Source organism: Bacillus benzoevorans, from assembly GCF_014207535.1.
Lineage (GTDB): Bacteria > Bacillota > Bacilli > Bacillales > Cytobacillaceae > Bacillus_BD > Bacillus_BD benzoevorans.
This window is the reverse complement of the sequence record NZ_JACHGK010000013.1, coordinates 103,820-129,763: the sequence shown is the minus strand read 5'-3', so window position 1 is coordinate 129,763 and position 25,944 is coordinate 103,820. Positions and strand designations below refer to the sequence as shown.

At 40.7% G+C, this 25,944-nt stretch carries 18 protein-coding genes and 1 pseudogene; 10 read left to right on the top strand and 9 right to left on the bottom strand.

The genetic code is table 11. The annotated features are described in order from the left end of the window. The first annotated feature begins 20 nt into the window (after window positions 1-20). A complete protein-coding gene (locus tag HNR53_RS16905; RefSeq protein WP_343065350.1) occupies window positions 21-1,142 on the top strand; it encodes an acyltransferase family protein in 1,122 nt (373 codons plus the stop codon). Window positions 1,143-1,157: 15 nt separating this feature from the next. After that, entirely contained in the window at window positions 1,158-1,589 is a 432-nt protein-coding gene (locus HNR53_RS16900) for a DUF5360 family protein (RefSeq protein WP_184528150.1), read from the top strand. Between the two features lie 247 nt (window positions 1,590-1,836). Here HNR53_RS16900 and HNR53_RS16895 read toward each other — a convergent pair whose 3' ends face one another. After that, entirely contained in the window at window positions 1,837-3,063 is a 1,227-nt protein-coding gene (locus tag HNR53_RS16895; protein ID WP_184528148.1) for a DUF418 domain-containing protein, read from the bottom strand. A gap of 179 nt (window positions 3,064-3,242) precedes the next feature. Then, entirely contained in the window at window positions 3,243-4,616 is a 1,374-nt protein-coding gene (locus HNR53_RS16890) for a DUF2142 domain-containing protein (protein ID WP_184528146.1), read from the bottom strand. 222 nt (window positions 4,617-4,838) lie between these two features. Here HNR53_RS16890 and HNR53_RS16885 point away from each other — a divergent pair, with 222 nt between their 5' ends. The 3 genes and pseudogenes from HNR53_RS16885 (at window position 4,839) to HNR53_RS16880 (ending at window position 6,508) form a co-directional block, all read left to right on the top strand. Continuing rightward, on the top strand, window positions 4,839-5,624 hold the full coding sequence (locus HNR53_RS16885) for an S-layer homology domain-containing protein (protein WP_184528144.1): 786 nt from the start codon (window positions 4,839-4,841) through the stop codon (window positions 5,622-5,624). Further along, a pseudogene (locus HNR53_RS23695) lies at window positions 5,621-5,680 on the top strand (hypothetical protein); the annotation flags it as partial. The gene HNR53_RS16885 and the pseudogene HNR53_RS23695, both read left to right, overlap by 4 nt. 12 nt (window positions 5,681-5,692) lie before the next feature. After that, window positions 5,693-6,508, top strand: coding sequence for a leucine-rich repeat domain-containing protein (locus HNR53_RS16880; protein ID WP_343065352.1), 816 nt, complete (start codon window positions 5,693-5,695; stop codon window positions 6,506-6,508). Between the two features lie 158 nt (window positions 6,509-6,666). Here the strand turns inward: HNR53_RS16880 and HNR53_RS16875 are convergent, their stop codons facing one another. Beyond that, window positions 6,667-8,262, bottom strand: a complete 1,596-nt coding sequence (locus HNR53_RS16875; RefSeq protein ID WP_184528140.1) for an S-layer homology domain-containing protein — start codon at window positions 8,260-8,262, stop codon at window positions 6,667-6,669. Between the two features lie 450 nt (window positions 8,263-8,712). Between HNR53_RS16875 and HNR53_RS16870 the strand changes: the two genes are divergently transcribed. Continuing rightward, entirely contained in the window at window positions 8,713-10,131 is a 1,419-nt protein-coding gene (locus tag HNR53_RS16870) for a glycoside hydrolase family 18 protein (protein ID WP_184528138.1), read from the top strand. 196 nt (window positions 10,132-10,327) lie between these two features. Here the strand turns inward: HNR53_RS16870 and HNR53_RS16865 are convergent, their stop codons facing one another. After that, complete coding sequence (locus HNR53_RS16865) at window positions 10,328-12,574, bottom strand: S-layer homology domain-containing protein (RefSeq protein WP_184528136.1); 2,247 nt, start codon at window positions 12,572-12,574, stop codon at window positions 10,328-10,330. Between the two features lie 235 nt (window positions 12,575-12,809). Between HNR53_RS16865 and HNR53_RS16860 the strand changes: the two genes are divergently transcribed. From HNR53_RS16860 to HNR53_RS16845, 4 genes are all read left to right on the top strand, one after another. Then, entirely contained in the window at window positions 12,810-13,850 is a 1,041-nt protein-coding gene (locus tag HNR53_RS16860; RefSeq protein WP_184528134.1) for an HD-GYP domain-containing protein, read from the top strand. Window positions 13,851-14,766: 916 nt separating this feature from the next. After that, a complete protein-coding gene (locus tag HNR53_RS16855) occupies window positions 14,767-16,041 on the top strand; it encodes an aromatic ring-hydroxylating oxygenase subunit alpha (RefSeq protein WP_184528132.1) in 1,275 nt (424 codons plus the stop codon). An 18-nt stretch (window positions 16,042-16,059) separates the two neighbouring features. After that, a complete protein-coding gene (locus HNR53_RS16850) occupies window positions 16,060-16,554 on the top strand; it encodes an aromatic-ring-hydroxylating dioxygenase subunit beta (RefSeq protein WP_184528130.1) in 495 nt (164 codons plus the stop codon). A gap of 670 nt (window positions 16,555-17,224) precedes the next feature. Further along, a complete protein-coding gene (locus HNR53_RS16845) occupies window positions 17,225-17,782 on the top strand; it encodes a hypothetical protein (protein ID WP_184528128.1) in 558 nt (185 codons plus the stop codon). Between the two features lie 1,154 nt (window positions 17,783-18,936). Here HNR53_RS16845 and HNR53_RS16840 read toward each other — a convergent pair. The 5 genes from HNR53_RS16840 to HNR53_RS16820 form a co-directional block, all read right to left on the bottom strand. Continuing rightward, window positions 18,937-20,298, bottom strand: a complete 1,362-nt coding sequence (locus HNR53_RS16840) for an MATE family efflux transporter (RefSeq protein WP_184528126.1) — start codon at window positions 20,296-20,298, stop codon at window positions 18,937-18,939. A gap of 153 nt (window positions 20,299-20,451) precedes the next feature. Next, window positions 20,452-21,222: an SDR family NAD(P)-dependent oxidoreductase gene (locus HNR53_RS16835; protein ID WP_184528124.1), complete on the bottom strand. Its 771-nt coding sequence runs from the start codon at window positions 21,220-21,222 to the stop codon at window positions 20,452-20,454. A 148-nt stretch (window positions 21,223-21,370) separates the two neighbouring features. Next, the gene (locus HNR53_RS16830; protein WP_184528122.1) at window positions 21,371-22,795 is read right to left on the bottom strand and encodes an NAD-dependent succinate-semialdehyde dehydrogenase; all 1,425 of its coding nucleotides are present in this window, start codon (window positions 22,793-22,795) and stop codon (window positions 21,371-21,373) included. Beyond that, the gene (locus tag HNR53_RS16825) at window positions 22,795-24,006 is read right to left on the bottom strand and encodes an iron-containing alcohol dehydrogenase family protein (RefSeq protein WP_184528120.1); all 1,212 of its coding nucleotides are present in this window, start codon (window positions 24,004-24,006) and stop codon (window positions 22,795-22,797) included. Before HNR53_RS16825 ends, HNR53_RS16830 begins: the two co-directional genes overlap by 1 nt. Before the next feature lie 282 nt (window positions 24,007-24,288). Continuing rightward, the gene (locus tag HNR53_RS16820) at window positions 24,289-25,914 is read right to left on the bottom strand and encodes a flavin-containing monooxygenase (protein ID WP_184528118.1); all 1,626 of its coding nucleotides are present in this window, start codon (window positions 25,912-25,914) and stop codon (window positions 24,289-24,291) included. Window positions 25,915-25,944: the final 30 nt, after the last annotated feature.

Below are 25,944 nucleotides of genomic sequence, written 5' to 3'. Positions count from 1 at the left end.
TTGGAATGGGAGGTGAAAATGTGACGGACAATACTCAAACTCATTGTCATGTTCGGGTTAATCCAAATGAACAAATTCATTATTTTAATAACATTAAATCTTTTCTTGCTCTTCTTGTTGTATTTTTCCATACTAGCAGCGGCTATGGCGGAGAAGGAGGCTGGTATTACGTTGAGCAATCTGATAATTTGATATCAACCTCTATTCTCACGTTATTAAACGCTCTCTGCCAAAGCTTTTTTATGGGGCTTTTCTTTTTTCTATCAGCATACTTTATACCGAAATCTTACGAAAAAAGAGGTACCTTCCTATTTTTGAAAAGCAGGATATTAAAGTTATTGGTACCGGCATTATTCTATTTCTTTGTTTTAAATCCGCTTTGTATTTACCTTGTGTCGAAGCAGAGCTATTTTTCATCCTTAGATTTCTATAATACTTGGTTTATTATGGCACTATTATATTTCTCAATCATTTACGTGCTGATCAAAAGATTCGTCTCTCCAACAATTGACCAGAAGAAGATTGACTTTTTGGGCAAGAAAAAAATACTAGTATTTATATTAGTCATGGGCCTGTTTAATTTTGTTGTTCGCTTAATCTTTCCCACAGATAAAATGTATATTCATGATTTTACCTTAGGATATTTCCCACAATATATTGCTCTTTTTTCCTTAGGTATCGTAGCCTTTCGAAATAACTTACTGGATAAAATTGAAGATAAAACGGTCTCCATTTACTTTCGTGTGTCACTCATTTCGAGCATCACCATGCCGCTGGTCTTTTTCCTATCAAGTTTTTATTCCAACGGGGTGGAAAATTTTTTCGGAGGGTTTACCTTTGAATCATTTTATTATTCATTTTGGGAGCCTTTCACATATGTGGGGATCATTCTGAAGATTTTAACCGTTTTTCGGGATAAGTTAGACTTTACGGCACCTTTCATGAATCTGGTTAATCAAACAAGCTATTCCATTTATATTATTCAAGCACCCATTATCGTCATCTTACAATTAATGCTGGCAGCATTGGATCTAAACGTGTTTATGAAAGTGTTCCTGGTCACGGTGCTGACATTTATCATTTCGTTTGGCATCAGTGCTTTGTTATTAAAAATCTCTGTGCTCAGGAAAATTTTAACCTAAATGAGGTGGAATAAAATGAAATATTTAAAGCCATTTTTTCTTGTGACTGACATTGGATTTATCCTTTATTGGTTCGTTACATATTTCCATTTAATACCTGCGAGTTGGGCCTTCAAGGATTATAATAATCCAATTATGGTTACATGGAATTGGTCCTTCTTTCCATTGGATATGTTGATTTCCATCACTGGCTTGACCAGTCTCTATTTCTATCAAAAAAGCAAGCAAACATGGAAGACCTTTGCGCTCATATCGTTAGTCCTTACGTTTTGCTCCGGACTGCAGGCGATTGCCTTTTGGCTTTTCAGCGGGGACTTTGATATCACATGGTGGAGTGTAAATCTGTATTTACTCCTCTATCCATTATTCTTTCTCAGGCTCTTTATCCCTAGGAAACAGAGGAAACAGGGAGACGATTCTCGTGTTTCCCTCATTTCCCCCAAATAGAAAAAGGGACCTGTCCCTCCAAGTTGATAGATTGGTGGAAACTGGATAACAACCGAAACCGTCCTTTCTGTTTCATCAACACCAGCGAAGATAAAGGCCCCGCCTGAATATCAGGTAGGGCCTTTTCGAAACAAGGGGAAACAAGGGGACGGTTCCCGCGTTTCCCTAATTTTTACCATGAACCATCGAGTTTCTATATTCTTTTTTTCTAATAATCTAAGAATTCATGAGCAGCTTTGTAAACACATCAAACAGAATGATGGTTCGTGCTGCTAATTTTTTCTGTTCTTTTCATAGGCTGACGGTATCCGTATGTCCATGTTCGCCACAGCCATTCCATCGGTCCAAAGCGGAAGTGCTTCATCCATACTTTGCTAAAAATCATTTGGCAAATTAAGATGACGAGGACGAGTAAGGTACCTTCTGTCAAGCTGACTTTTCCATAGAAATTCAGTCCCAGGAAAATAAAAACGGAAATCAGTGTCTGCAGCAGATAATTCGTCAGCGCCATCTGTCCCATAAATCCCAGCGGACGGAGCAGCTTCTGCCCTGTCTTTTTTTGCATCAAGAGAATGAGGGATGTGATATAGAAAAAGCAAAGCGCCACCCCGCTGAGTCCGGTAAATAAGTAAACGGTTGATTGCTGGTAGACCCCAGTATCGACTACATTCATTTTCAAGACAGCCACCATCGCCGCCAGTGGAATACTTAAAATTAAGGCAGTCAGCCACACCCGTTTAATTTTTGTCTGATGTGTTGTGTATGACTGAAAAATGCCAATTTTCCCCGCATACAGCCCAAATAAGAACATAGCTAAGACATCCATGATAATGAAAATTTCCTGAAAAAGATTCGGCAGGATTTCAGTTTCGACCCGATATCCCACCCATTCCAAATAAGCGCCGCTTTCGTACATATCAACATATTCATCCAGTTTCCCTGCGTTTTTCTGCTCCATTTGCTGCATCATTTCTTCCAACATCGGAGCCGGGACGGCAAACTGAATGCAATTGAGAAGATAAAAGACGCCTAATAAACTAAAGGCCCAGATTAAGATGGTTTTTGCTTTTCGCTTATAAAATAATAGCAGGAAAAAACCCGCGAGCGCATAGCTGTGAAGAATATCTCCAAACCATAGGAACACTAGATGGACTGTGCCAAATAGCAGCAGGATGGAAAGTCTTCTCGAGAAAAGGCGGTTCACCTTCAGGCCTTTTTCTTCAGCCCTGCTCATAAAAATGTAAAAACCTAATCCAAAGAGAAAAGAAAAGATCGTATAAAATTTCGTTTGCACAAACATTTGCAGCAAGATATCAAGCCAATAATCCACTCCGCTGTAATCCGGATTCCTCTCAAAAAGGACTGGGGAATGGAAGGTCGGCATATTGACTAAAAAGATGCCGATCAAAGCAAAACCTCTAATAACATCAATCGTTACGATTCTCTCGCGCTGCGATACTGGCGCTGTCTTCATCCATTTTCATCTCCTAAATAGAAACAGAGGGACGGTTCTCATGTTTCCCTAATTTTTTCCAAGTGGGAAAGGTTCTTCTGCCACTTGCTTAAAGGGATCCTGGTGATAGCTCTCCACTTTTTAAAACATATGAATCTATCAGTTTAAAATGTTACCGTGCTAAACCCGCACTCCATGGTTCACTGATAAAAGCGATTATATAGCCAGTATGACGAAATGAAGAGACTAAAGATGACTGCCAAGGTGTAATAAATAGACGCAGGGATTTTTTTTATTCCTGGAAGGGCGGCATATAGACCATATGCCAGCAATGGAAAGATCGGAATAAAATATCTCCCTTGAACCCCGAGTACACGGCTCGGATCATTTTGCGGCCATGCTAAAAATAACATCGTCACCACTACAGCCGCCTCTATTAGAAAAATAGCCAATAATAGCAGCCCGCGAATAACGGTATCTTTATTTTCATGCCCGCTCCGTTTCTCCATAATAATGGAAGCTGTAAAAAGGATCGTAAATAGAAAACTAATAATATAGGGAATCGGAGTATCGACCCAGCCTAGAACACCCACGAACTGCAGATAAAGTTGATCGCCATAGAGAAACGTGCCAAAAAATTGTTTCAAATATTGTAATGGATGCAGTAAGATCCATTTTGTTTGTTCGATTGGATCATTATTCGCTGCCGCTTTATTCCCAAAAGCCATCCAGCTGAATAATGCAGCTACTGAAAGAACAGCAATCGACATATTATATTTCCAATACGCCATCTTACTTCCATACTTTTGCACCGGAACCAAAAAGAGCAGCAAGAATAGCAGAAAATAAGCAGGTTTTGCCAGCGATGCAGCGCTCGATAAGGCTAAAATAATAAGAAAATCCTTTATCGTAAACTTAGTAGCTTCCTCTGAAAAAATAAACCGGCAAACATACGCTATCAACAAAAAGGAAACACCAAAAAGCAATGCATCGCCGCTAATGGAGGCTGCCTGATGCAGACTCATCGGCATGAACGCTAATAAAAACAAACAGCTTTTAAGCTTTGGAATGATCTTAATCGCATAAAAAGTCAATAACGCGTAGGCAATTAAATTAAACACCCTGGCTGTCACCAGAATCGAAAAAACGGACCAATCTAACCCTTTCGCCATAAAAATACCTAGTGCCTGCGGCAAGTAAGGGACTGGACTGTAGATGGCACTTGAAGGAAAGTAGTAGAAAATCTGATTTTCCTCAGATAGATATATTGTTTTGACCTCTTCTAATTCCTCGCTCGATAATTTCACTTCAGGATGAAAGGCGATTTCCTCTAACTTGACTTTGTCGACAAACTCTTGAATTGAAGCAGAAAAATAGTTTCCTATTCTTCCATTTTCATCATGCCCGCTCGTCATATGGCCTTCTGCCACTTCAAAGGCACGATAAAAATGCACCGTTTCATCCGGAGTTTGAAACGGAGGAATCAAATAGGTCCAAAAAATACCTATCGGAATAATCAAAATAAGGAATAGATAATGTATTTTCGACCTTTCTTTCAATAAAGTTTCTCCCACTTATTCCTCTCCTTACCTAAAAAATTGTCGACCTAACATAATATTACCATATTTTAGGGAAATAAGGGGGCGGTTCTTCTGTTTTCCTAGTCATTTCCAAAATAGATAATAATTAGGGAAATACGAGAATCGTCCCCCTGTTTTTTTGTCTTTATATATTCAAAAAGCGAAAAGGAAAATATTGGATGATGGTGTTATACTGTAATAAAGGAGGGGATTTGGGTGAAAAAGTTAATTCGTTTAGTCCTTTTCGTTCTAGTCTTAGGTCTTGTTGCTCCAGTCAATGGTCAAGCCGCAAGTAGATTTAAGGATGTTTCAACAAGCTATACTTTTTATGATGAGGTTCTCTATCTCTCAGGAAAGGGAGTGATTTCGGGTTACGCGGATGGCACATTTAAACCGAATATAACAGTCACCCGGGCACAAGCAGCCATGATGCTCGGCCGTGCTTTGAACTTAAGCGGTGAACCAAGGAATACGAAATTTAAGGATGTCACGGCGTATGTGACGGGCTCAGGATATATTGCGGCAGCCGTTGAAAAAGGGATTATCAGCGGATATGCGGATGGAACTTACCGTCCCCACGATTCTGTCACCCGGGCCCAAATGGCTATCTTTTTAAATCGGGCCTTTACTTTAACAAAAGGAACTGAAAATGGATTTTCCGATGTCTCTACCAAAATGGCCGCCTATCAATCTATTTTGAATGTGTCCGCCAATGGGATTGCCAGCGGATATGCGGATGGGACCTATCGGCCTAATCTAGCGGTAACGCGCGGACAGTTTTCTGCATTTATGGCACGAACATTGGAACCGTCATTCCGCGCGGCAGTTGTTCATTTTCCTGATAAAAAATTTGAAAAGGCGATAAGGGAAACACTCAACAAACCGATGGGAAACATCACCGTTGCTGATATGAACAGCATTCGTAAAATTGAAGCCCCAGGGGTTTCCGGTAGTGGTATTTTATTAAAAATATCTCAGGGATTGAATATGCAAAGAATATGACCTATCTTGATTTAGGTATGAACGAAATAAGTGATATTAGTAAGTTGAGTGGGTTAACCAATTTGAGAGTGCTTCATTTACCAACCAATCGAATCAGTGATATCAGCGCCTTAAGTGGATTAACCAAGCTTGAGATTGTGACTTTATCCTTCAATGATATAAGTGATGTTCGTCCCTTAGCGGGGTTAACGAACATTTTTATGCTTAATCTATTTCAGAACAACATCAGCGATATCAGTCCGTTGAAGAGGTTGACCAATCTGACCGATCTTGACTTAACTGGCAATGAAATCAGTGATATCAGCGTGCTGCCCGAATTCAAGACTCTTTATACGCTTGGTTTATCCTACAACAAGATCAGTGATATCAACGTGTTAAGCAAACTAAAAACGCTGCAGCAACTTACTTTAGCCGACAATAAAATAAGTGATATCAGTGCACTAAGCGGCCTAACCAATCTTTATGCTCTTAGCCTGGATTACAATGGTCTAAATGATATCAGCGCCCTAAGCAGTTTAAACAAATTGATATTACTCCGTTTGAGTTTCAACAACATCAGTGATATTGATGCTTTAAAAAACTTAACCAAGCTTGAGAAGCTGGATCTAAGCGTAAATGAATTAAGTGATATCGATGCATTGGGCAACTTAACCAATCTGACCGATCTTGATTTAACTACAAACGGAATCAGCGATATCCAAGTATTGAGGCAATTAACCAAGCTGCAGCAACTTCATTTAGCATCTAATCAAATAACGGATATCACTCCGCTAAGTGAACATGCGAATTTAAAAGAGCTAACTTTGCTGGATAATGAACTGAATGCAGAATCACAAAAAGTAATTGAAAAACTAGAGGCACGCGGCGCCATCGTAGTTGATTGAAAAATGAAACAAGGAGACGCAATCTTGTCCCTCTGTTTTCCTTCGATAAAAATAGAAAGAAAGAGCCGTCACTTTTTGATGGCTCTTTCTTTCATTCTGTTTGTAACATGAAAACAGAGGAACAGCTAAAAGCAGTTCCTCCCTCATTTAATATTTACTTAAAGTAGACCACCAAGACCGCCAAGTAAGCCGCCAAGCACACCGCTTAATAGGTCTCCACCTAATAGATTACCGATTTGATCGTTGCCTAATAAGTTTCCACCTAATAGACCGCCAATTAGATCGCCGCCTACCAGCTCTCCGCCTAGTACAGTGCCTAATACATCACCTAGTGGACCACCAGCTGTTACACCGGATAATACATCACCTGTTACGTCAGTTAATACATTACCAGATAATACTCCATCTAGTGTACCAACTAATATGTTAATTACACTTTGAAGAACGCCTGTTGTTACTTCATAGGTTACAGCAGTTCCTTTAGTAATTTGGTTTCCATCCGTGATTTCTGGTGTGATGACGATATCACTACCCACTGTAAGTCCTTCTAGAAGTCTTCCTACTAAGTCCTTATCAGTAAATGTATATTTTACAACCCCTGCTTGAACGTCAGCTGCTGTGATCACTTTTGAAAGGTTTTCTGTGATTCCAGCTGCATTAATGGTTAGTTTTAGCTGGTCGCCAGCTTTTGCCGGCTTGATAGCTGCACCATCAATGTCAACAAGTAATTCCTTTTCTCCCGATAAAATATACCCTAAATCAGCTACTGTATTTTTCGCTAAATCGATCACTGGTTTTACCAGCAATGACGGAAGCTTAATTGTTTCTGCAGCACTGTTAAGAACTTGTCCGCCAGTCTCGAGAACAGCTGTTAAATCAAGCGGGATTCCGCCTGTTAAAGTTTTTAAAATATCTGTGCTTAATCCAAGATCAACATAACCCTTATTTAAATCATCTTGCGTTAAGGAAAGGGTTAATAGGTTTACGTCACCTGTTCCTAATTTTACAACATCCCCTACTGCAAGCCCTTCAAGTGGAAGAGATACACGCAGTAATTTTGAATTGCTTAGTAATTTATCGAGCGAAATGCTGCCATCCAGTAAACCTTTATCTAAAACAGATAGATCAATTGTTCCTGGTTGTTCCTCAACTAATTTTGATAATCTGTGAAGGAATAAAGCGAACTCGCCGCGTGTAATGTTATCATGTGTACCATATGTTACGGCATCTTTACCATACGTAATTTTATTCTTGATTAAAGCAGCTACAGAGTCCTTATATTGTGGAGCCACATCTGTAAATGGAACTACTGTGCCTTCACCTGATAATTTATACCCTTTTGCAATAATCAACGCCATTTCACCGCGTTGGATCGGATCTTGGGCAGCAAAATAAGTATCTGTTTTTCCTAATACAATTTTCCCATCACGCAACGCCTTTACAGCCGGCTCACCGCGTTTTGGAACATCTGTAAATCCTGATACTGCATCACTTGAAGTTTCTAATTTCAGTGCTTTAGCCAGCATAATTGCGGCGTCAACACGCTTAATCGGTAAATATGTCCCGAATTCTTTTTCTGACATCCCAACAGTAATGCCATTTGCTAATAAATAATCCACAGCTTCAGCGTATTTTGGACTAACATCTGTAAATTTAGACGCTGCCTGTGCAGGATAAGCCGCAAACACTGCTGCCATTAGCACTAGTGCAACCAATGCAGCCCATACCCGGTTGACCTTTTGTCCATAACTCATTTGTCTTTCCTCCATTATGTAATATTTTTATTGCCTTGAAAGACCAGACATTTATCCACCCATTTATGTCATTCTAATTAGTGTTATAGACATAGGAAAGTGATGACAAATATCTGAATATATTATAATATTACTATTTTAACAGACAAATTACTAGACCTTTATTCCTTTATTTAAAATAATTTACACAATTACCAAAAAGGCAGTCGTACAACCATTGTCCCCCTTGCACTTCTCAAGAACATTCATTCAAAAAAATTATTGGGGATAAAATCCTCTTTTATCGTGATCGTAGTTTACTAATTTGGGAAACATTAGGGAAACAGCAGAACCGTCCCCGCGTTTTTAAACATATTCATTTATCTATTCGCATACTTTTAGTATGGATGAAAACATCAGGTTGAATGGAAGCTGGAGTACTATCTTCCTGCTTCTTAGGAGGGATCATGGATGCTGATTCATGTCGTGCAGTCTGGCGATACTTTATGGGGAATTTCGCAAAGGTATGGAGTGAATACAGGGCAAATCTCTGCTGCCAATCAAATATCAAATCCCAACTTGCTGGTCGTTGGGCAGGCACTTGTTATACCAGAGGCGGCCCGGTATCATATCGTTCAATCTGGAGAAACCTTATGGATGATTGCCCAAAGATACGGTGTAACTACAGCATCCCTTATTCAATTAAACCGGATTGATAACCCTTCCTTTATTTATACAGGACAAAGATTAAGAATTCCGACTGATTTTCATATTGTAAAATCCGGTGAAACCCTTTGGGCCATTTCGATTCAATATGGTGTCCCCGTTCAAGATATTGTGCGGGTTAACCAAATTGCCGACCCTAAGCAAATTTATCCGGGTCAGCGCTTAATTATTCCCGATAAAGTGAAACCCATGATCGAAGTAAATGCCTATATCACAAGATTTGATCAACCAGGGCAGCAAATTATAAGAGAAATAGGAGATTATTTAACGTACATTTCTCCCTTTAGCTATGCCGCACAAGCAGATGGTACGATCCTGCAGCCGAAAGAAGATACGGAGATTCTAAATGTGGCGAGAACGAAACATGTATCTCCATTATTAGCCCTGACCAATTTCAAAGCAGGGCAATTCAGCTCAGATACAGCACATGCCATTTTTATCAGTGATGAGGTGCAGGAAAAATTACTTAATAATGTCATTCAAGTGATGAAAACCAAGGGCCATATCGGATTAAATCTTGACTTTGAATATATTTATCCTCAAGATCGAGAGCTTTATAACAACTTTTTAAGGAAAGTGGTCAACAGACTTCATCCATTGGGTTACTCAGTATCTACCGCAATTGCCCCTAAATTACGCCGCGAGCAAAAAGGGTTATTATATGAAGCACATGATTATAAAGCACATGGGGAAATTGTTGATTTTGTCGTGATTATGACGTATGAATGGGGCTGGTCAGGAGGGCCGCCAATGGCCGTTGCTCCGATTAGTGAAGTGAGAAAAGTCCTTCAGTATGCCCTAACCGAAATGCCGAAGGAAAAAATTGTTATGGGAATGCCTTTGTACGGGTATGATTGGGCCCTTCCTTGGAAATACGGCAACCCTTGGGCGATTACCTTGAGTCCGCAGGCAGCTGTTCAATTGGCTGCAAGCAAAGGAGCCGCAATCCAATTTGACGGACCATCGCAGTCACCGTTTTTCCATTATCGTGATGAACAAGGAAAAGAGCATGTCGTCTGGTTTGAAGATGCCCGCAGTGTCAAGGCGAAATACGAGCTCGTCAAGGAACTAAATTTACGCGGAGTCAGCTATTGGGTTTTGGGAAATCCTTTCCCGCAAAATTGGCTCGTCCTGGCGGATCAATTTCGGATTCAAAAGTTTTAAGGACGGCATGGATGTTTACCGCAAGTTGTGTTCCGAATTAGAAGGAGGGTTAATCACCAGTTGATTAACCCTCCTTCTATCATTATCGTAGTTTATTCGTTTGAAAACCTCAGCGAAATGGCACAAACCGTCTCCACTTTCTAGCAGTTTATTAAACTGGAAAACATTAGGGGCAGGAGAACCGTCCCTATGTTTCTTATTTGTATCCACCCTGTCTTTCATAGGCTTCTTTCGCTACTCTGAAGATGGATTTCGCCAGTTGGGCGTAGGTTACTTTGTCGTCAGGATTGAAGTTGCCTTGATTGTTGACTGTGAGCAGCCCGTATGAGCTGGCTAGGGCTACGTAGCCGGTGTTTTCTTTTTCTACTTTGTCCTTATCAGCAAAGTTTAATTGATAGATTTCTTGCTGTGCTGCTTTTTCCAGACCTAGGGCACGGATGTACCAAACAGCCAATTCTTCCCTTGTAATAACTGCCTTTTCGTCAAAGGTTCCTTCACCTTCCAGAATTCCCATTGAGACGGCGCGTTCCACTACCTGATAGAGCGGATGATCCTCGCCGATATTCGCAAAGGTTTGCCCTGCTTTTTGCTGGAATTCAGGACTGTATAATTCATAAGAAGGAGAAAGTGACCGGATCAGCACTTGAATGGCCTCGCCTTTTGTGATTACCGCATTGCCATTAAAAGCCTTTGCATCCTCGACTTCTAGTATTCCGACTTTAATCAAGTAATTTAGCTCTTGTTCCGCCCAAGAATGGGATACTGTCTTACTGCTGCCCTTCTGGAACATTTTATGCCACTCACCTGTATAGGCATCGATAAAACTAGGATTGAGACCATCGTAAAGCGGCAGATAAACAAGATCATAGTGGTTATCCTCGCCTTGGTCTTGACCTTGGACCTGACCAGGCAGACCATTCATATAACGCAGTTCAAGACTTAAGCTATCAGTGAATTTTGCCTTTGCTTTTTCCTTAGAAATCACTTTTTCTACCGCAGGCCAAGTTTCAATGTTCACTTGGTCCACACTAAGAAGCAGCAGCGAACCATCCTCGGCAACACCGACAGAGATTTGATCCCCCATAACAGGAATTCCATTTACGACGCGGGGGAACATAAAATGATAGGTCCCATCGCCGGCATAGAAGCCTTCCTCACCTGACTCCGCATAATGATGAAGATAAGATGGCGCATATTCCTTTAAATACTGAACAGCTTTTTCCTTCGCTTCTGCTTTAGAAATCTTTTTCCCGGTTGCTGATTTCTCACCCGTTTCCGCTAAGAGATCGCCTCTGACATTATAGTACTGAACGATTTCACCTGTACCTTTATCAAATTCCAGATCTCCTCCGAAACCTTCGCCTCTTTTCGTCTCATACATATATTGCACACTAAAGACTATCTGTCCTTTATAGTTCTCTCTTTCCTCCACCGCATCAATCTTCAGTGTTATTTTATCAGAATCAACCGCGAGGATTTTTTCCGCTGCAGCCTTCGCTTTCTCTTTTGTAAAATTGCTATCCTTTGCTTTTAACGGTTCTGGGGAAAGGAATTTAACCCCTTCATCTTTCGGCAATTCTGCAGAAAAGCCATCAGGAGTCTGCCATTGGCCTGTTAAAGCATGAACACCGCCTGCACCGCGAGCCGGCTGGTAAACAAGGGACACGTACGGCTTCCCTGTACGATAATCATAATCAACCTGATATTGTAATTGAACGGAAAGATTCTCTTTTACTTTTGCTAAAATTTGATCCTTTGGCAGCACTTTCCCTGCTTCGTCATAAGTTTTGCCCTTATTATCAGGATAAGAACGGAAGAAATCCACCACATCGCCATTTCCAAGCACCGTGACCATCATTTGTTGATCAGCAATCGGAATCCCTTTTTCAGAGCGCACAAACGAGAACGAATAGCGGATTGGTTCTACCAAAGTTTGATTCTCTATGTAAAAATCATGCGAAGTATCTAGTTGATAATCACCTTTTTTGGCAAATTGAATCATAAAGTCAACGGCGATTTTTTGCGCCTCATCTTTACTTACCTTTGCCGGGAAAAGCGCATCTGCCGCATCGGCTGGCTGATAGAAAAAGTATTCAATTTGTAAATCCTCGCCAGCAAAGCCGAAATTCCCGTGAACAGGCTTGCCTTTGACTTCTTTAAAAAACGACAAGTCATAACGGATGGTGTCATCATCAGGATATTGATGTCCGCTTGACATTTCGAAATCACCGTCTTTGAGAAAATCAAACTTCCCGGGAAAAAGAGCCTTCACTTTATTGATCAGATCCGTCTTCGAAACCTCTGACTCTACTGAGGCAACTCGAACCTGAATCCGCTCTTGTTGTTCCTGTGCCAGTGTCTCGGCACCAATATTGGGGACTAAAATTCCAAATGATAAAATAGTGGACAATGGGATAACGACCAGCTTCTTATAATTCTTCAAAAATATCACTCCTAATATTTTCTTATAATTCCATTATATACCATTACGAAAGAGACATGGAGAAAGTTTCAAAAAACAGAGGGACGGTTCTCGCGTTTCCCTGTTTTTTTCCAAACAGGAAGAAACAACCCCTCCCTCCATCGCAGCGTAAGGACACTCTCGATTTTCAATTTATTATCTTGACATAATATAGTAGCAACACCGACAATTAAACTACCATAAAAGAGATTCGGAAATGGAAGGTTTTGAGATGACGAGAAAAATGAAGATTAATGAAAGATCGCTAATAGAAGGATTATCCTATGCTTTAGACGTGGCCGAGAAAAACTATTTCTCGCATGCCAAACACGTAGCCTATATGGCGTTTATGCTCGCAAAGGAATTACCCTTGTCAAAGGAGAAGCAAAAAGATATTTATTATGCAGCTTTACTGCATGACATCGGGGCAAGCAATTCCCCTTCCATTGAAGATCATTGTATAGCTGGCAGTGAGATCAGCAAAAATCTCCCACTGAATAATATTATTTCAGAATATATTCTTTACCATCATGAGTATGTAAACGGCACTGGGCCCTTTCACTTAAAAAGAGAAGCAATTCCATTACCATCACAAATTATTTGTTTAGCTGATTTATTTGATTCCAGCTTTAGAAACTTGAAAAACTTGAATTCCGCGGCGTTTATTGAAATGAAAGGCTGGATCCAGGATATTCACGCTCTATTTGCTCCAGAACTATTGCTTTCTTTGCAAAAACTAATAGAAAAGGAATATATCCTTTTAGACTATTTCAATCACGAATTTAATACGATTCTATCAAAAAGGGTCGACATCCAAGAGAGTGAATTGGATTGGGAAGGAGCAAAAGCATTCGCCTATGCATTTTCTGAAATCATTGACAAAAGGAGTCCATTTACCTATCGTCATTCAGCTGGGATTGCTAATTTAACGCTTAAAATCACGAAAGGGCTCGGATATGACGATGAAGTTCAAGAAAAAATGTATGTTGCCGCCCTATTGCATGATGTAGGCAAACTGGCCATCTCTAATGATATTATCGATAAAAAAGGCAAGCTAAATGAACAGGAACGTTATGAAATCAATAAACATACCTATTACACCCGATGGATACTCGAACAAATTGACGGATTTGAAGAAATTACCGAATACGCCTCCAATCATCATGAGAAGCTCAATGGCCGCGGCTATCCCTTACATTTATCCGGGGACAAAATTGGTGAACTCGAGCGAATCATGACGATCTGTGATATCTACTAGGCATTGACCGAGGAACGGCCATACAGGAAACAAATGCCAATTGAAAAAGTATGGGCTATTATCGATGAAATGGTTATGCGAAATGAGTTAGATGGAGTTTTAGTAGAAAAAATAAAACTGATTTTATGAAGCAGGGATCATGGAGCTTTAACAATGCCTCTGAAATATTGCTTTTAAAAACAGGCGTTCATAGTTGATTTCAGCCTTATGTGTATGACGTGAACGGATTTTCCTTGGCACAAGGAACTTAAGTGAACACATGCACACGAGGCAGTATACTGATCAACAATAAGATTTAGCAGCACCTAAAAACAAATATTGTGTGAAAAGCAGTGTATGGTTATATACTGCTTTTTTGAATGCTGACTTTTTTAATATAACAATATAATAATAGTAATAAGTATATTTACGATAAATAAAATCATTTTATTGAAAAATTTCCCTATTTTTCGACAATATTCTTACTTTTACAACGTAATTATAGTATTTTTTTATGAATTTGTGAACATTTTCAAACAAATTTCTATTAGACAAACGTTTTAAAAACATGTTAAATTTATTTACGAAAAGAGTAAATTTTCTAAAAAGTAAAAAACATTATTTGGATATAACAAATAGTAGAAAACTTATTTTTTTCACTAGGTTTGTAAGCGCTTCATAGTGTTAATTATTTTTTCAATAGTTCTGAGGGGATCTATTCGTAAAAAATCATGAAGCTGACAAGGCCCAAGATTTTATCCCCATTATGCCAATCTATATTCTGCTATAAATCAAATCTTATAGCCTGAATATTTAATATTTCATTTGCCTTAGGGGTGAGTAAAATGTAAAGGGCATCACTTTCATCTATATAGATGAAAAAAGGGGACAGGTAACAAATTGTTGCAAAAAAAAATAACAAAAAGGGGAATGGGTAATGGGAAAAACTTTTATCATCGACAATAAGGCTGAAAACCAATTTTTGGTTAACCGCGAAGCATTCGTAGACCAAGCAATTTTTGAACAAGAACGCGCGAACATTTTTGAAAAGTGCTGGATCTATGTTGGTCACGAATCTGAAATTAAAAACAACGGTGACTTCCACACAAGAACAATTGCTGGAAAACCAGTTATTTTCACAAGAGATGCAGAAGGTGAAATTCGCGTATTATTAAATACATGTACTCACCGTGGTTCACTTGTTTGCCGCGGCGAACAAGGAAACTGCAAAACTTTCTTATGTACTTACCATGCATGGTCATTCAAAAACTCTGGGGAACTAGTTGGTGTTCCTATGGAAAAAGACGGTTATGCTGAAACTTTTGACAGAAAAGCTTTAGATTTACACCGTGTAAGAAACGAAAGCTACAAAGGCTTTGTATTCTGTAACTTTGACGATAACGCAATCAGCCTTGAAGAATACCTTGGCGGAGCAAAAGTATATTTAGATTATGTTGCTGATCAATCAGCTGCAGGCATGGAAGTTCTTCCTGGAACACAAAAATACGCAATTAGAGCTAACTGGAAACTATTAGGTGAAAACAGTATCGATGGTTACCATGTTGGTTACAACCATAAAACATACCTTGATTACATTTCTGATGAAGGTCAAGATATCTCTAAAGGACTTTACGGCGAAGGAAAAGCACTTGAAGGCGGTCACGCTGTAATGCAATATGAAGCTCCTTGGGGACGTCCAATTGCAAAAGCACAAGAAAACTGGTCTGATGAAAAGAAAGCTCGTATTGCTGCAAAACGCGCTGAATTAGTAGAGCTTTATGGTGAAGAAAAAGCTCGTATGATCGCAGATATCAGCAGAAACGTATGGATTTTCCCTAACCTAATCATCAATGACATCGTATCTGTAACGATTCGTACTTGGGATCCTGTAGCCCCTGACTACATGGAAATTAATGCATGGGCATTAGGACCAGTTGATGAAGATGCCAAAGAAAGAGAATTGAGATTAGATAACTTCTTAACATTCTTAGGACCTGGCGGTTTCGCAACTCCAGATGATATCGAATCATTAGAAACTGCACAACTTGGATTCAAAAACACTGTTAAGCAAGTTAAATGGTCTGATATTTCAAGAGGTATGCATAGAGAAGTTTCTCCAACTACTGATGAAAAACAAATGAGAGCGTTCTGGAGAAAATACGATTCATTAATGAATGCAGAAGAAAAAGCAGTTCAAGAAACAAACGCATAATTTTAGGGAGGGAAAACCATGACTATTGCTAATGAACAAATTACTGTAAAAGACGTAGAACAATTATTATTTAAAGAAGCAGATTTACTTGATTCTTGGAAATTAGAAGAATGGATGCAATTATTAACAGACGATGCAACTTATGCAATACCTACTACTGACAACAACGAAGGCGACCACAGAAACAGCTTATACTTAGTTGCTGACGATCATCACAGATTAACAGCACGTGTAAAACGTCTTTCTGATAAATGGGCACATGCTGAAAACCCACGTTCACGTACAAGAAGATTCATCACAAATGTTCAAATTAAAGAACAAACTGGTGCTGAGCTAAAAATTACAGCTAACTTCATCGTATACCGTATGCGTTACGGCTTCACTGATGCTTATGTTGGTCAATACCAACACACTTTAGTAGTACAAAACGGCGAATTAAAAATCAAAGATCGCAAATCATTACTAGATCTTGAAGCATTAAGACCACATTCTCGCGTTAGTATCATCCTGTAATGTGTAACCCCATCAGCAGGGTCCCCATCCTGCTGATGGTTAGTTCCTCTTTCTGACCTTAACGGACAGTGAGTCTTCCATTCTCTTCGTATACGCAGTATCTGGAAGCAGAAGTTCTAACTGCCCGTTAAGGCGGATAAATAAATGTGAATAATTGTCTGGAAGATATACTAGGACAAAGGGACGGCACTCGGCCGTCCCTTTTTTATATTGGTTTGGTTATCCGGGTCGGTCGTGAAGGACATTTTGCTTTGTCTTCTCCACATATATGTCCTTCATCCGGGCTATGAAGGACATTATTCCCTTTCCTCTCTATAAAAAAGGCCTTCATCCGGGCTATGAAGGGCAATCATTCCCTTTCCTCTCCAAAAAATGTCCTTTATCCAGAAACAAAAAGATCTGCCCCAAAAGCCGATGGAAAATGACTTTTGGGACAGCCTTCTTTTTATTTAGTACCAGTAAAATGGAATTAGTTAGGGAAACAGGAGAACCGTCCCCCTGCTTCAATGCAAACGGGGAATTAGCCCTATAAATCACAAAAAAGCTCCACAAACTTTAGTCGCGAACTTGGTAATTCTTCGGATTTTCCCAAGGAAACAATTGTCAACAAATTATCTGAATAGTATGATTGAAAAGTATGGATTGAAATAATAGATAAGGAAGGATAGCAGTGTTACATAAAACTACGAGTGTCTTGCATGCGATAAATGGATTAATCACTCTTTCGACCCGGGTGACATGGATCTTTGTTTTTATCGCCTCTATTTTTTTCTACTTTTCTGCTGAAACAGTCATTCAAAGTGAACAAACTTATCAAAAGTTTACTATTTTCGAATATACATTAGATAAAGGTATAAACGTTTCGACTTCAGAGGAACCAACGATAATGGATGGGGTGAAAAGCGCATTAGTCGTCATGGGGAGCATCCCGATCACATTCCTGGATATTAGCTGGAAAATCCTGCAAAGTGGCTCTCCTTTTATGCCGCATATTCTTTTAAAAATTCTTTGGTATATCATTGGCATCATTCCAGCCTTTTGGGGCGGGATCTTCGCGGCTGTCATCAGTGGAATTATTCTCGCGTTTAAATACATGTTTATCAATGGGGTAGACTATTATTTGCTCGGATATCTCATCCCTTGGGCTTTGTTCGCATTGCCAGTGATTACTTATCCGCTGACGCATTTAGAGGAAAACTTGAAAAAAAGGACAAAAAGTCCAGCTTGATGGGACAGGGGGGGGCAGCTCCCTGTCTCTTTTATTTTGGCAATGTAGGTACCATTCGGTTCGGACAGCTTTTCCGAATTCCTCCCTCATCCTGTCCTTTTGAGGTCTTCTATTAGACAGCTTTTCCGGGGTCCTCCCTCATCCTGTCCTTTTGAGACCTTCTATTAGACAGCTTTTCCGAATTCCTCCCTCATCTTGTCCTTTTGGGACCTTCTATTAGACAGCTTTTCCGGGGTCCTCCCTCATCTTGTCCTTTTGAGGTCTTCTATTAGACAGCTTTTCCGGGGTCCTCCCTCATCTTGTCCTTTTGAGGTCTTCTATTAGACAGCTTTTCCGGGGTCCTCCCTCATCCTTTCCTTTTGAGGTCTTCTATTAGACAGCTTTTCCGGGGTCCTCCCTCATCCTGTCCTTTTGAGGTCTTCTATTAGACAGCTTTTCCGGGTTCCTGCCTCATCCTGTCCTTTTGAGGTCTTCTATTAGACAGCTTTTCCGGGGTCCTCCCTCATCCTGTCCTTTTGAGGTCTTCTATTAGACAGCTTTTCCGGGTTCCTCCCTCATCTTGTCCTTTTGAGGCCTTCTATTAGACAGCTTTTCCGGGTTCCTCCCTCATCCTGTCCTTTTGAGACCTTCTATTAGACAGCTTTTCCGAATTCCTCCCTCATCTTGTCCTTTTGAGGTCTTCTATTAGACAGCTTTTCCGAATACCTCCCTCATCCTGTCCTTTTGAGGTCTTCTATTAGACAGCTTTTCCGGGGTCCTGCCTCATCCTGTCCTTTTGAGGTCTTCTATTAGACAGCTTTTCCGAGTTCCTCCCTCATCCTGTCCTTTTGGGACCTTCTATTAGACAGCTTTTCCGGGTTCCTCCCTCATCTTGTCCTTTTGAGGTCTTCTATTAGACAGCTTTTCCGGGTTCCTCCCTCATCTTGTCCTTTTGAGGTCTTCTATTAGACAGCTTTTCCGGGTTCCTCCCTCATCCTGTCCTTTTGAGGCCTTCTATTAGACAGCTTTTCCTAGTTCCTCCCTCATCCTGTCCTTTTGAGGTAGCCCTTTCTATTTTCCAGCACAAAAAAAGCCGACTGATTTTTCGCAAACCAATCGGCTCTTGCACATATATTTCACGGAACACCACTATACCAGCTTCCCCGCTCACGTCATCACTTTGCCACAGCCTGCTTCATCTTCCGAGCCAAGCCAAGATAAACCGGCAACGACACAACCAAGAAAGCAAGAAGCTGCAGCCAGAGGCTATCCACTTTAGCATAAAGCAGAACGAACAGTCCGCTGTAGACGATAAAGCCCGCCAGCAAATAAAGGATGGAGCGGTCTTTATTGCCAATCCCAAATTCATTGAACAAATACCAAATGGCTCTTGCTGCCATGATAACTAGGGCAATGCCCATCATGGACAGATGCTTGTACATGAAACCTAAGCAAACAATAGTAAACAGCAGGACGCCCAATTCAATTTTAATAAAGCGAACCTGCATTAGTTTTACCTTATAGAGATTGTTTTGCGATACGCGGATGATCAACGTAAACAATGACATTAACATATAAACGAGCAGCACCGGGATACTGGCTGCGTAATTTGGATACACCCACTCGATGACCGGAATGGCCAAATAGGTAAACTGCAAAATCAACAGCCAAATGCCGAAGATCGCGAACACAATCACCTTATTCACCTTAAACATATTTTCTTTTAAATCCGTAGCCAGGTACGGGAAAAACACCTGCGAAGTCGACTCGGCGAACGAGTTGATTAACATCACGATGCTGATGGCAAAGGCAAATTTACCAAAGTCTTTATTTAAAAATAAATTCACCACGACACTATCAATGTTAAATAAGACGATAATTAATAAATTGCTATATAATAACTGGCTCCCTACTTTAATATCGGAGACATTTTTTTGCAAAAATTGCTTCGGTATTTCAGGGCGCGCTCTTACTTTTCCGATTAAAATCAATAATGCCAGCGCAGAGGCAATAATACTGTAAAGCATAATCTGTTCATAGCTTGGCTGTAAAAAGGCGATCATGATAAAGAATAAAATTAAATAGACGATTTTATCCACTATCTTGATGACATTCGATGTTTTAAATTCCTTGATAATGATCAGATAGTTATCCATCAGCGTCCGGACATTTAAAACAATGGAAAACAGCAATACGCCTGCCGCAATATAAATGGTTGTTTGCTTCTCAACAAAGTAGAGCAGGACAAGAAAAATCAACAAGGAAAACACAATTTGCTGCAGGATGATAAATGGCAAGCTGATTCTTAAATTTTTAAAAGCCTCTTTTTTTCCTAAAGAGACATTATTCAATAAAAATCCATCGGCAATCCCCAAATGTAAAATTCCAGCGTATGTAGAATAAAGCATAAAGGTTCTAAATAAATTAAAATCCTCTTCCGAAAGAACTTTTGGTGCTACTACTGTAATCACAGCCCCGCTTATGACGACAATCAGCGTACCAAATAAATTCCAAAAACTGCTCTTTAGTATAATCATCACGTCTTTCTACAATGAAATCGAACTGAACTATTATACCACGAAACAAGGGGACGTTTCTGCTGTTTCCCTAATATATTCCACCGGGGTATACTACTTTGGAAGAAAACAGGAAAACGCAGGAACCAGTCCGTCCCTGCGTTTTCCAATAGATTATTTCGCTCCTATTCCACCATCTACTCTATACTGGCTTCCAGTAATAAAAGTACTATCATCTGATGCCAGGAATAACACCAATTTAGCTACATCAATGGGTTCTCCATAACGGCCGATTGGAATTTCATTCGTGATGGCTTCCTTCGCTGCTTCTGCTTGGCCCGGCATTAATCCGGATTCAACGGAACGCAGCATTCGCGTGTTAACAGGCGCTGGATGAATCGAATTCACACGTACATTTGAACTTGCTGCTTCCAATGCGGCATTTTTCGTTAACCCGATGACAGCATGTTTTGAAGCAACATATGGTGTGATACCGTACCAGCCCATAAGGCCGGCAACCGATGAAGTATTGATAATGCTGCCGGATTTTTGAGCCATCATGACTGGCAGCACATGCTTTATTCCTAAGAATACACCACGGACATTGACACTCATAACCTGATCAAAATTCTCAACAGTTGTTTCTACAAAAGAAGAAAATTTCCCTTCAATACCGGCATTATTAAAGAAGACATCTATTTTACCCCAGTACTCTACTGCTGTTTTAACATAATTGATCGTGTCAGATTCTTGCGAAACATCCGCTTTAACGGTAATGATTTCTCCATACTGATGAAGCTCTTCTTTCGTTTTCAAGAGTGCTTCTTCACTTAAGTCTACTATTAAGACCTTAGCACCCTCTTGCAGGAAAACTTTAGCCGTTTCCTTCCCGAGCCCGCCTGCACCGCCAGTAACGATGGCAACTTTTCCATCTAATTTAGCCATAAACAATCACCCTTTCAATTTTTCGATCATCCGATACACTTTGTGGGACAAGACCCCTGTGTCCAGTTCAAAATTTGCGGATAATTATTAATAATGTTAAGTTTCAGATAATTAACCATAAAATTTTTTACCTGTCCCTGCGTCCCGGTTAACTGCGGATCGCTACCGAAACTAATTTTGTTTCCAGATAGTCTTCTAAACCGTATTTACCGCCTTCTCTTCCCAGTCCGCTTTGTTTCACTCCGCCAAATGGAGCTTGTACCGCAAATGGGGCCGGGTCATTCACCCCTACCATGCCATACTCCAGTTTTTCGGAAACGCGATGCACTCTTGACAGATCATTTGTATAAAAATAGGAAGCCAGCCCATACTCGATGTTATTCGCCTTTGCGATCACCTCAGCCTCATCATGAAAACGAATTAATGGCGCGACAGGACCAAATGTTTCTTCATAGGTAATTTTCATCTCTTCGGTTACCTCTGCTAATACAGTTGGGGAATAAAAATAGCCAGCTTGATATTGATCTTCAGTTAACGCTTGACCACCGCAAAGAATAGCTGCCCCTTTCCCCGCAGCATCCATGACATGATCATGTGCCTTATCAACACCCTCTTGGTTCACTAATGGACCTAACTGGGTACTCTCATCTAAGCCATCCCCAATTCTCATCGATGCAACTTTATCCGCAAAGCGGCGGGCAAATGTGTCATAAATCGAATCATGGACATAAATACGATTTGTACAAACACATTGCTGCCCCGTTGATGAAAACTTACTGCTAATCGCACCTTCAATCGCAAGGTCGATATCGGCATCCTCAAATACGATAAACGGAGCATGCCCGCCAAGCTCCATCGATACACGTTTGACCGTGTCAGCTGATTGGCGAATCAATTTCTTGCCCACTTCAGTAGAGCCCGTGAAGGTAATCTTTCGAACCGTGTCACTTGCCATTAATTCTCCGACAATTTCAGAAGAATTCCCAATGACAAGATTCACAACCCCCGCAGGCAGACCCGCTTCTGCAAAAATTTTGAAAAGCTCCACGGATGATAATGGCGTCTCACGGGAAGGGCGCAATACAACCGTACAACCAACCGCTAGTGCAGGACCTAATTTTCTTGCACTCATGGATAACGGAAAATTCCATGGCGTGATCGCTCCGACTACTCCAATTGGCTGCTTTAAAACAGAAATCCTTTTATTTGGAGCAGATGCAGGAATTAGATCACCATATACACGGCGTGCTTCTTCCGCATACCATTTAAAGAAAGCAATCGTACTTCCTACTTCATAACGAGCATTATGAATCGTCTTCCCCATTTCTTTCGTAATCGTTTGGGCAAGGTGCTCTTTCTTTTCAGTTAATAAATCAACCACTTTATGCAGGTAAGCAGCACGCTGTTCTCCAGTCAATCCAGACCACGCCGGAAATGCATTTTTAGCAGCCTCTATCGCTTGTTTCGTTTCTTCTTTTCCAACTAAAAAGACTCGGTCAACTACTTGACCATTGGCAGGGTTTTTGATTTCTAATGTTTGTTCTGTTTCCAGCCATTTCCCATTAATATACATTAGTGCGCCAATTCTCCTTCTTCTTGATATAGGGGTAACACTTGGTGATAGATTTTCATAACGTCCTCTTTGAATACTTTTCGCGGATTATTTGGAATGGTCCCTTTATCCTCCATGGCATCATGGGCTAAACGATCGACCATTTCCTGTGTAAATTGGATGCCTAAAACGCTAAAATCCTTTGGTATATTCAGTGATTGATTAAAATCATTTAGCAGGTCTACTAGTTTTTCCGCGGCAACTTTATCATTTGTGAACGCTAAAGAAGGATCAAAAATTCTCGCAATCTCTGCAAATTTTTCATAGTTTGAAATTAAATTGTGTTTCATCACATAAGGCAATAGAATCGCATTCGCCAGCCCGTGCGGAACATTGTAAATAGCCGACATCGGGTGGGAACAAGAATGTACAAGCCCAAGACCTCCAAGACTAAAGGCCATCCCGGCAACGGTACTTGCAAGATGCACTTGTGATCTGGCTTCAATATTTTCAGGATGTGCATAGCTTGCTGGCAAGTGATTTTTCAGCATCTTAATTGCTTGTAGTGCTAAGCCATCTGTTATTGGCGTTGCCCGTACTGAAGTAAAAGCCTCAATTGCATGCACTAAAGCATCCATCCCTGTAGCTGCGACAACATGACGCGGCAAAGAAGTGGTTAATACTGGATCAACAAAGGCAATCTTAGGGTATAACACCGGTGAAGCGACAACATATTTCCTGCCGGCCTCATGATCCGTAACCACTGCCACATTGGTTACTTCAGAACCGGTACCGACCGTTGTCGGAATTGCAAACAATGTTGGGATTTCGTTGACAACTGGTTTTTCGCCGCGGCGATAATCAAGGATATGACCAGGATGGCTCGCCATGACGCCAACAGCCTTTGAAAAGTCCATCGCACTTCCCCCGCCAACAGCGAGAATCATATCGCATGATTCTTCTTGATATATTTCAGCCCCCTTCATGACCGTTACGGCATGAGGATTTGGCTCAATTTCCGAAAAGATGACGGCATCAATCCCATTTTCCTTTAAAAGGGATTGTATTTTACCTGGAATTCCTGCTTGAACAAGCCCTGGATCAGTGGCGATAAAAACCTTCGTATTATTCAATTCTTTTATTTTTGCGGCTAAGCTTTCTTCTACACTGTTTACGCCAAAAATCACATTTGTCGGTAGAACAGATTGAAAGGTTTGCTGACTTAAATACATCGTGATGTTCCTCCTATCCACTTGTTTCTTGTTTGATAGTTAAGTAGGGATCAGGAATCGGTGGGATTGTTTTTATTCTCACGATTACGACGCCCTTTAGACAGATATCAGTTATAACGCCCATGCAGGTTTTTGGGTAGATTGGGTTCAACATGGAATTGTATTGGGTGGTATAACCATTCATTCATAACAATCAGCTGTGTAATAGATTGTAATAGATCGTGCAGTGGATGAGAGCCGGATTAGACTGAAATGTCCCCGGCTCCATTAGCAGTCCCGATATTATTCCACGTTCGCCATTGTACGGTCGAAAATAACCCCTTCAAATCCTGTTTCTTCCAATGCCTTTCTGAAGTTTCCTAAACCTCCTAAATAGAACAAGACCGTATGCTTTTTGCCTGGAATATTCGCTCCGAAAATCCACGAATCACCCTTCGAAAATAGCGTTTGATCCGAAATTTCTTGGCATGTCGCAAGCCATTCATCCAATGCCTCTTGTGTTGGTTCGATGGTAGAAATCTCATTTTCAACCATATAATTCACAGTATCCGAAATCCATTCAACCTGCGCTTCAATGCTAGGCGGGAGGTTTGTGAAAGGACCGTTTGGACCTAGGATCATGAAATGATTTGGGAAATCAGGATTCATCATGCCCAAATAGCCAGTTGGCCCATCTGCCCATTTTTCATTCATTGTGATACCATTGCGGCCGCGCATATCGATTTTCGTATAGTTTCCGTCGACTGCATCAAATCCAGTTGCATAAATGATGACATCCAATTCGTACTCGCCATCTGTCGTGCGAATTCCTTTTGCTGTAATTTCCTCAATCGGAGTATCTTTTACCGATACAAGTGTGACGTTGTCTCTGTTGTACGTATTATAGTACCCATTGTCACAAAGCGGACGTTTCGCATATAAACCAGTCGGAGTCAGCTTGCGTGCTGTTTCAGGGTCCTTAACAATCTCTTGGATTTTCTTGCGAATAAAATTAGCCGCAGCATCATTTGACTCAAGGTTTGTAGCGATATCGCTGAATGTCTCGAACATAAAACGGAATCCGCCGCCTGTATTCCACGCCTCTTCAAACACGCGCTCCCGTTCCGCTTCTGAAACTGAAACGGCCGGAATGGTGCTTTCTTTAAGACCGAAGGCTACTGCAGAGGCCCTTACCTCTTCCCAAATTTTATCGTAATTCGCCTTAATTTCTGCTTTCTCAGCATCCGTTTGTTCTCTTAATCCAATCGGAACAGTGTATTGCGGAGTCCGTTGGAAAACGGTCAGATGTTCAACCTCAGGAGCAATGGCAATAATAACCTGAACCCCTGTAGAACCTGTTCCAATGATTCCGACCCGTTTGCCCTTCAGATCCACGCCTTCTTCTGGCCATCTAGCCGTGTGATATTGTACACCCTCGAATGTTTCGATGCCTTTAAAGTTCGGTGTATTCGTTGCTGAAAGAAGACCAAGACCGGTAATAAGAAACTTCGCGGTAACCGTTTCCCCCTTGTCAGTCGTAACCTCCCAATAGTTCCCCTCTTCATTGAAGTGAGTAGCTGTAACCTTTGTATTGAACTGGTAGCTGCGGCGTAAATCAAATTTATCCGCAACCCTGTTTAAATAGGAGAGGATCTCCGGTTGTGTTAAATAGTTGTGCTTCCAATCTCCTTCATCAAGTAATTCCTTGTCAAAAGAAAGGCGGTAAAGATAGCTTTCTGTATCTGAAAGTGCGCCTGGATAGCGGTTCCAATACCAAGTGCCTCCGACATCAGATCCATTATCATAGGCTTGTACACTTAAACCTAGTTCATCGCGAAGTTTATGAACAGAGTACAGACCTCCAAAACCGGCTCCAACAACAACCGCATCAAAGTCTACCCCTTTTAACTTATTATTGTTTTGACTCATATGTTTCTCCTCCTATTACTCGTTTTGTTT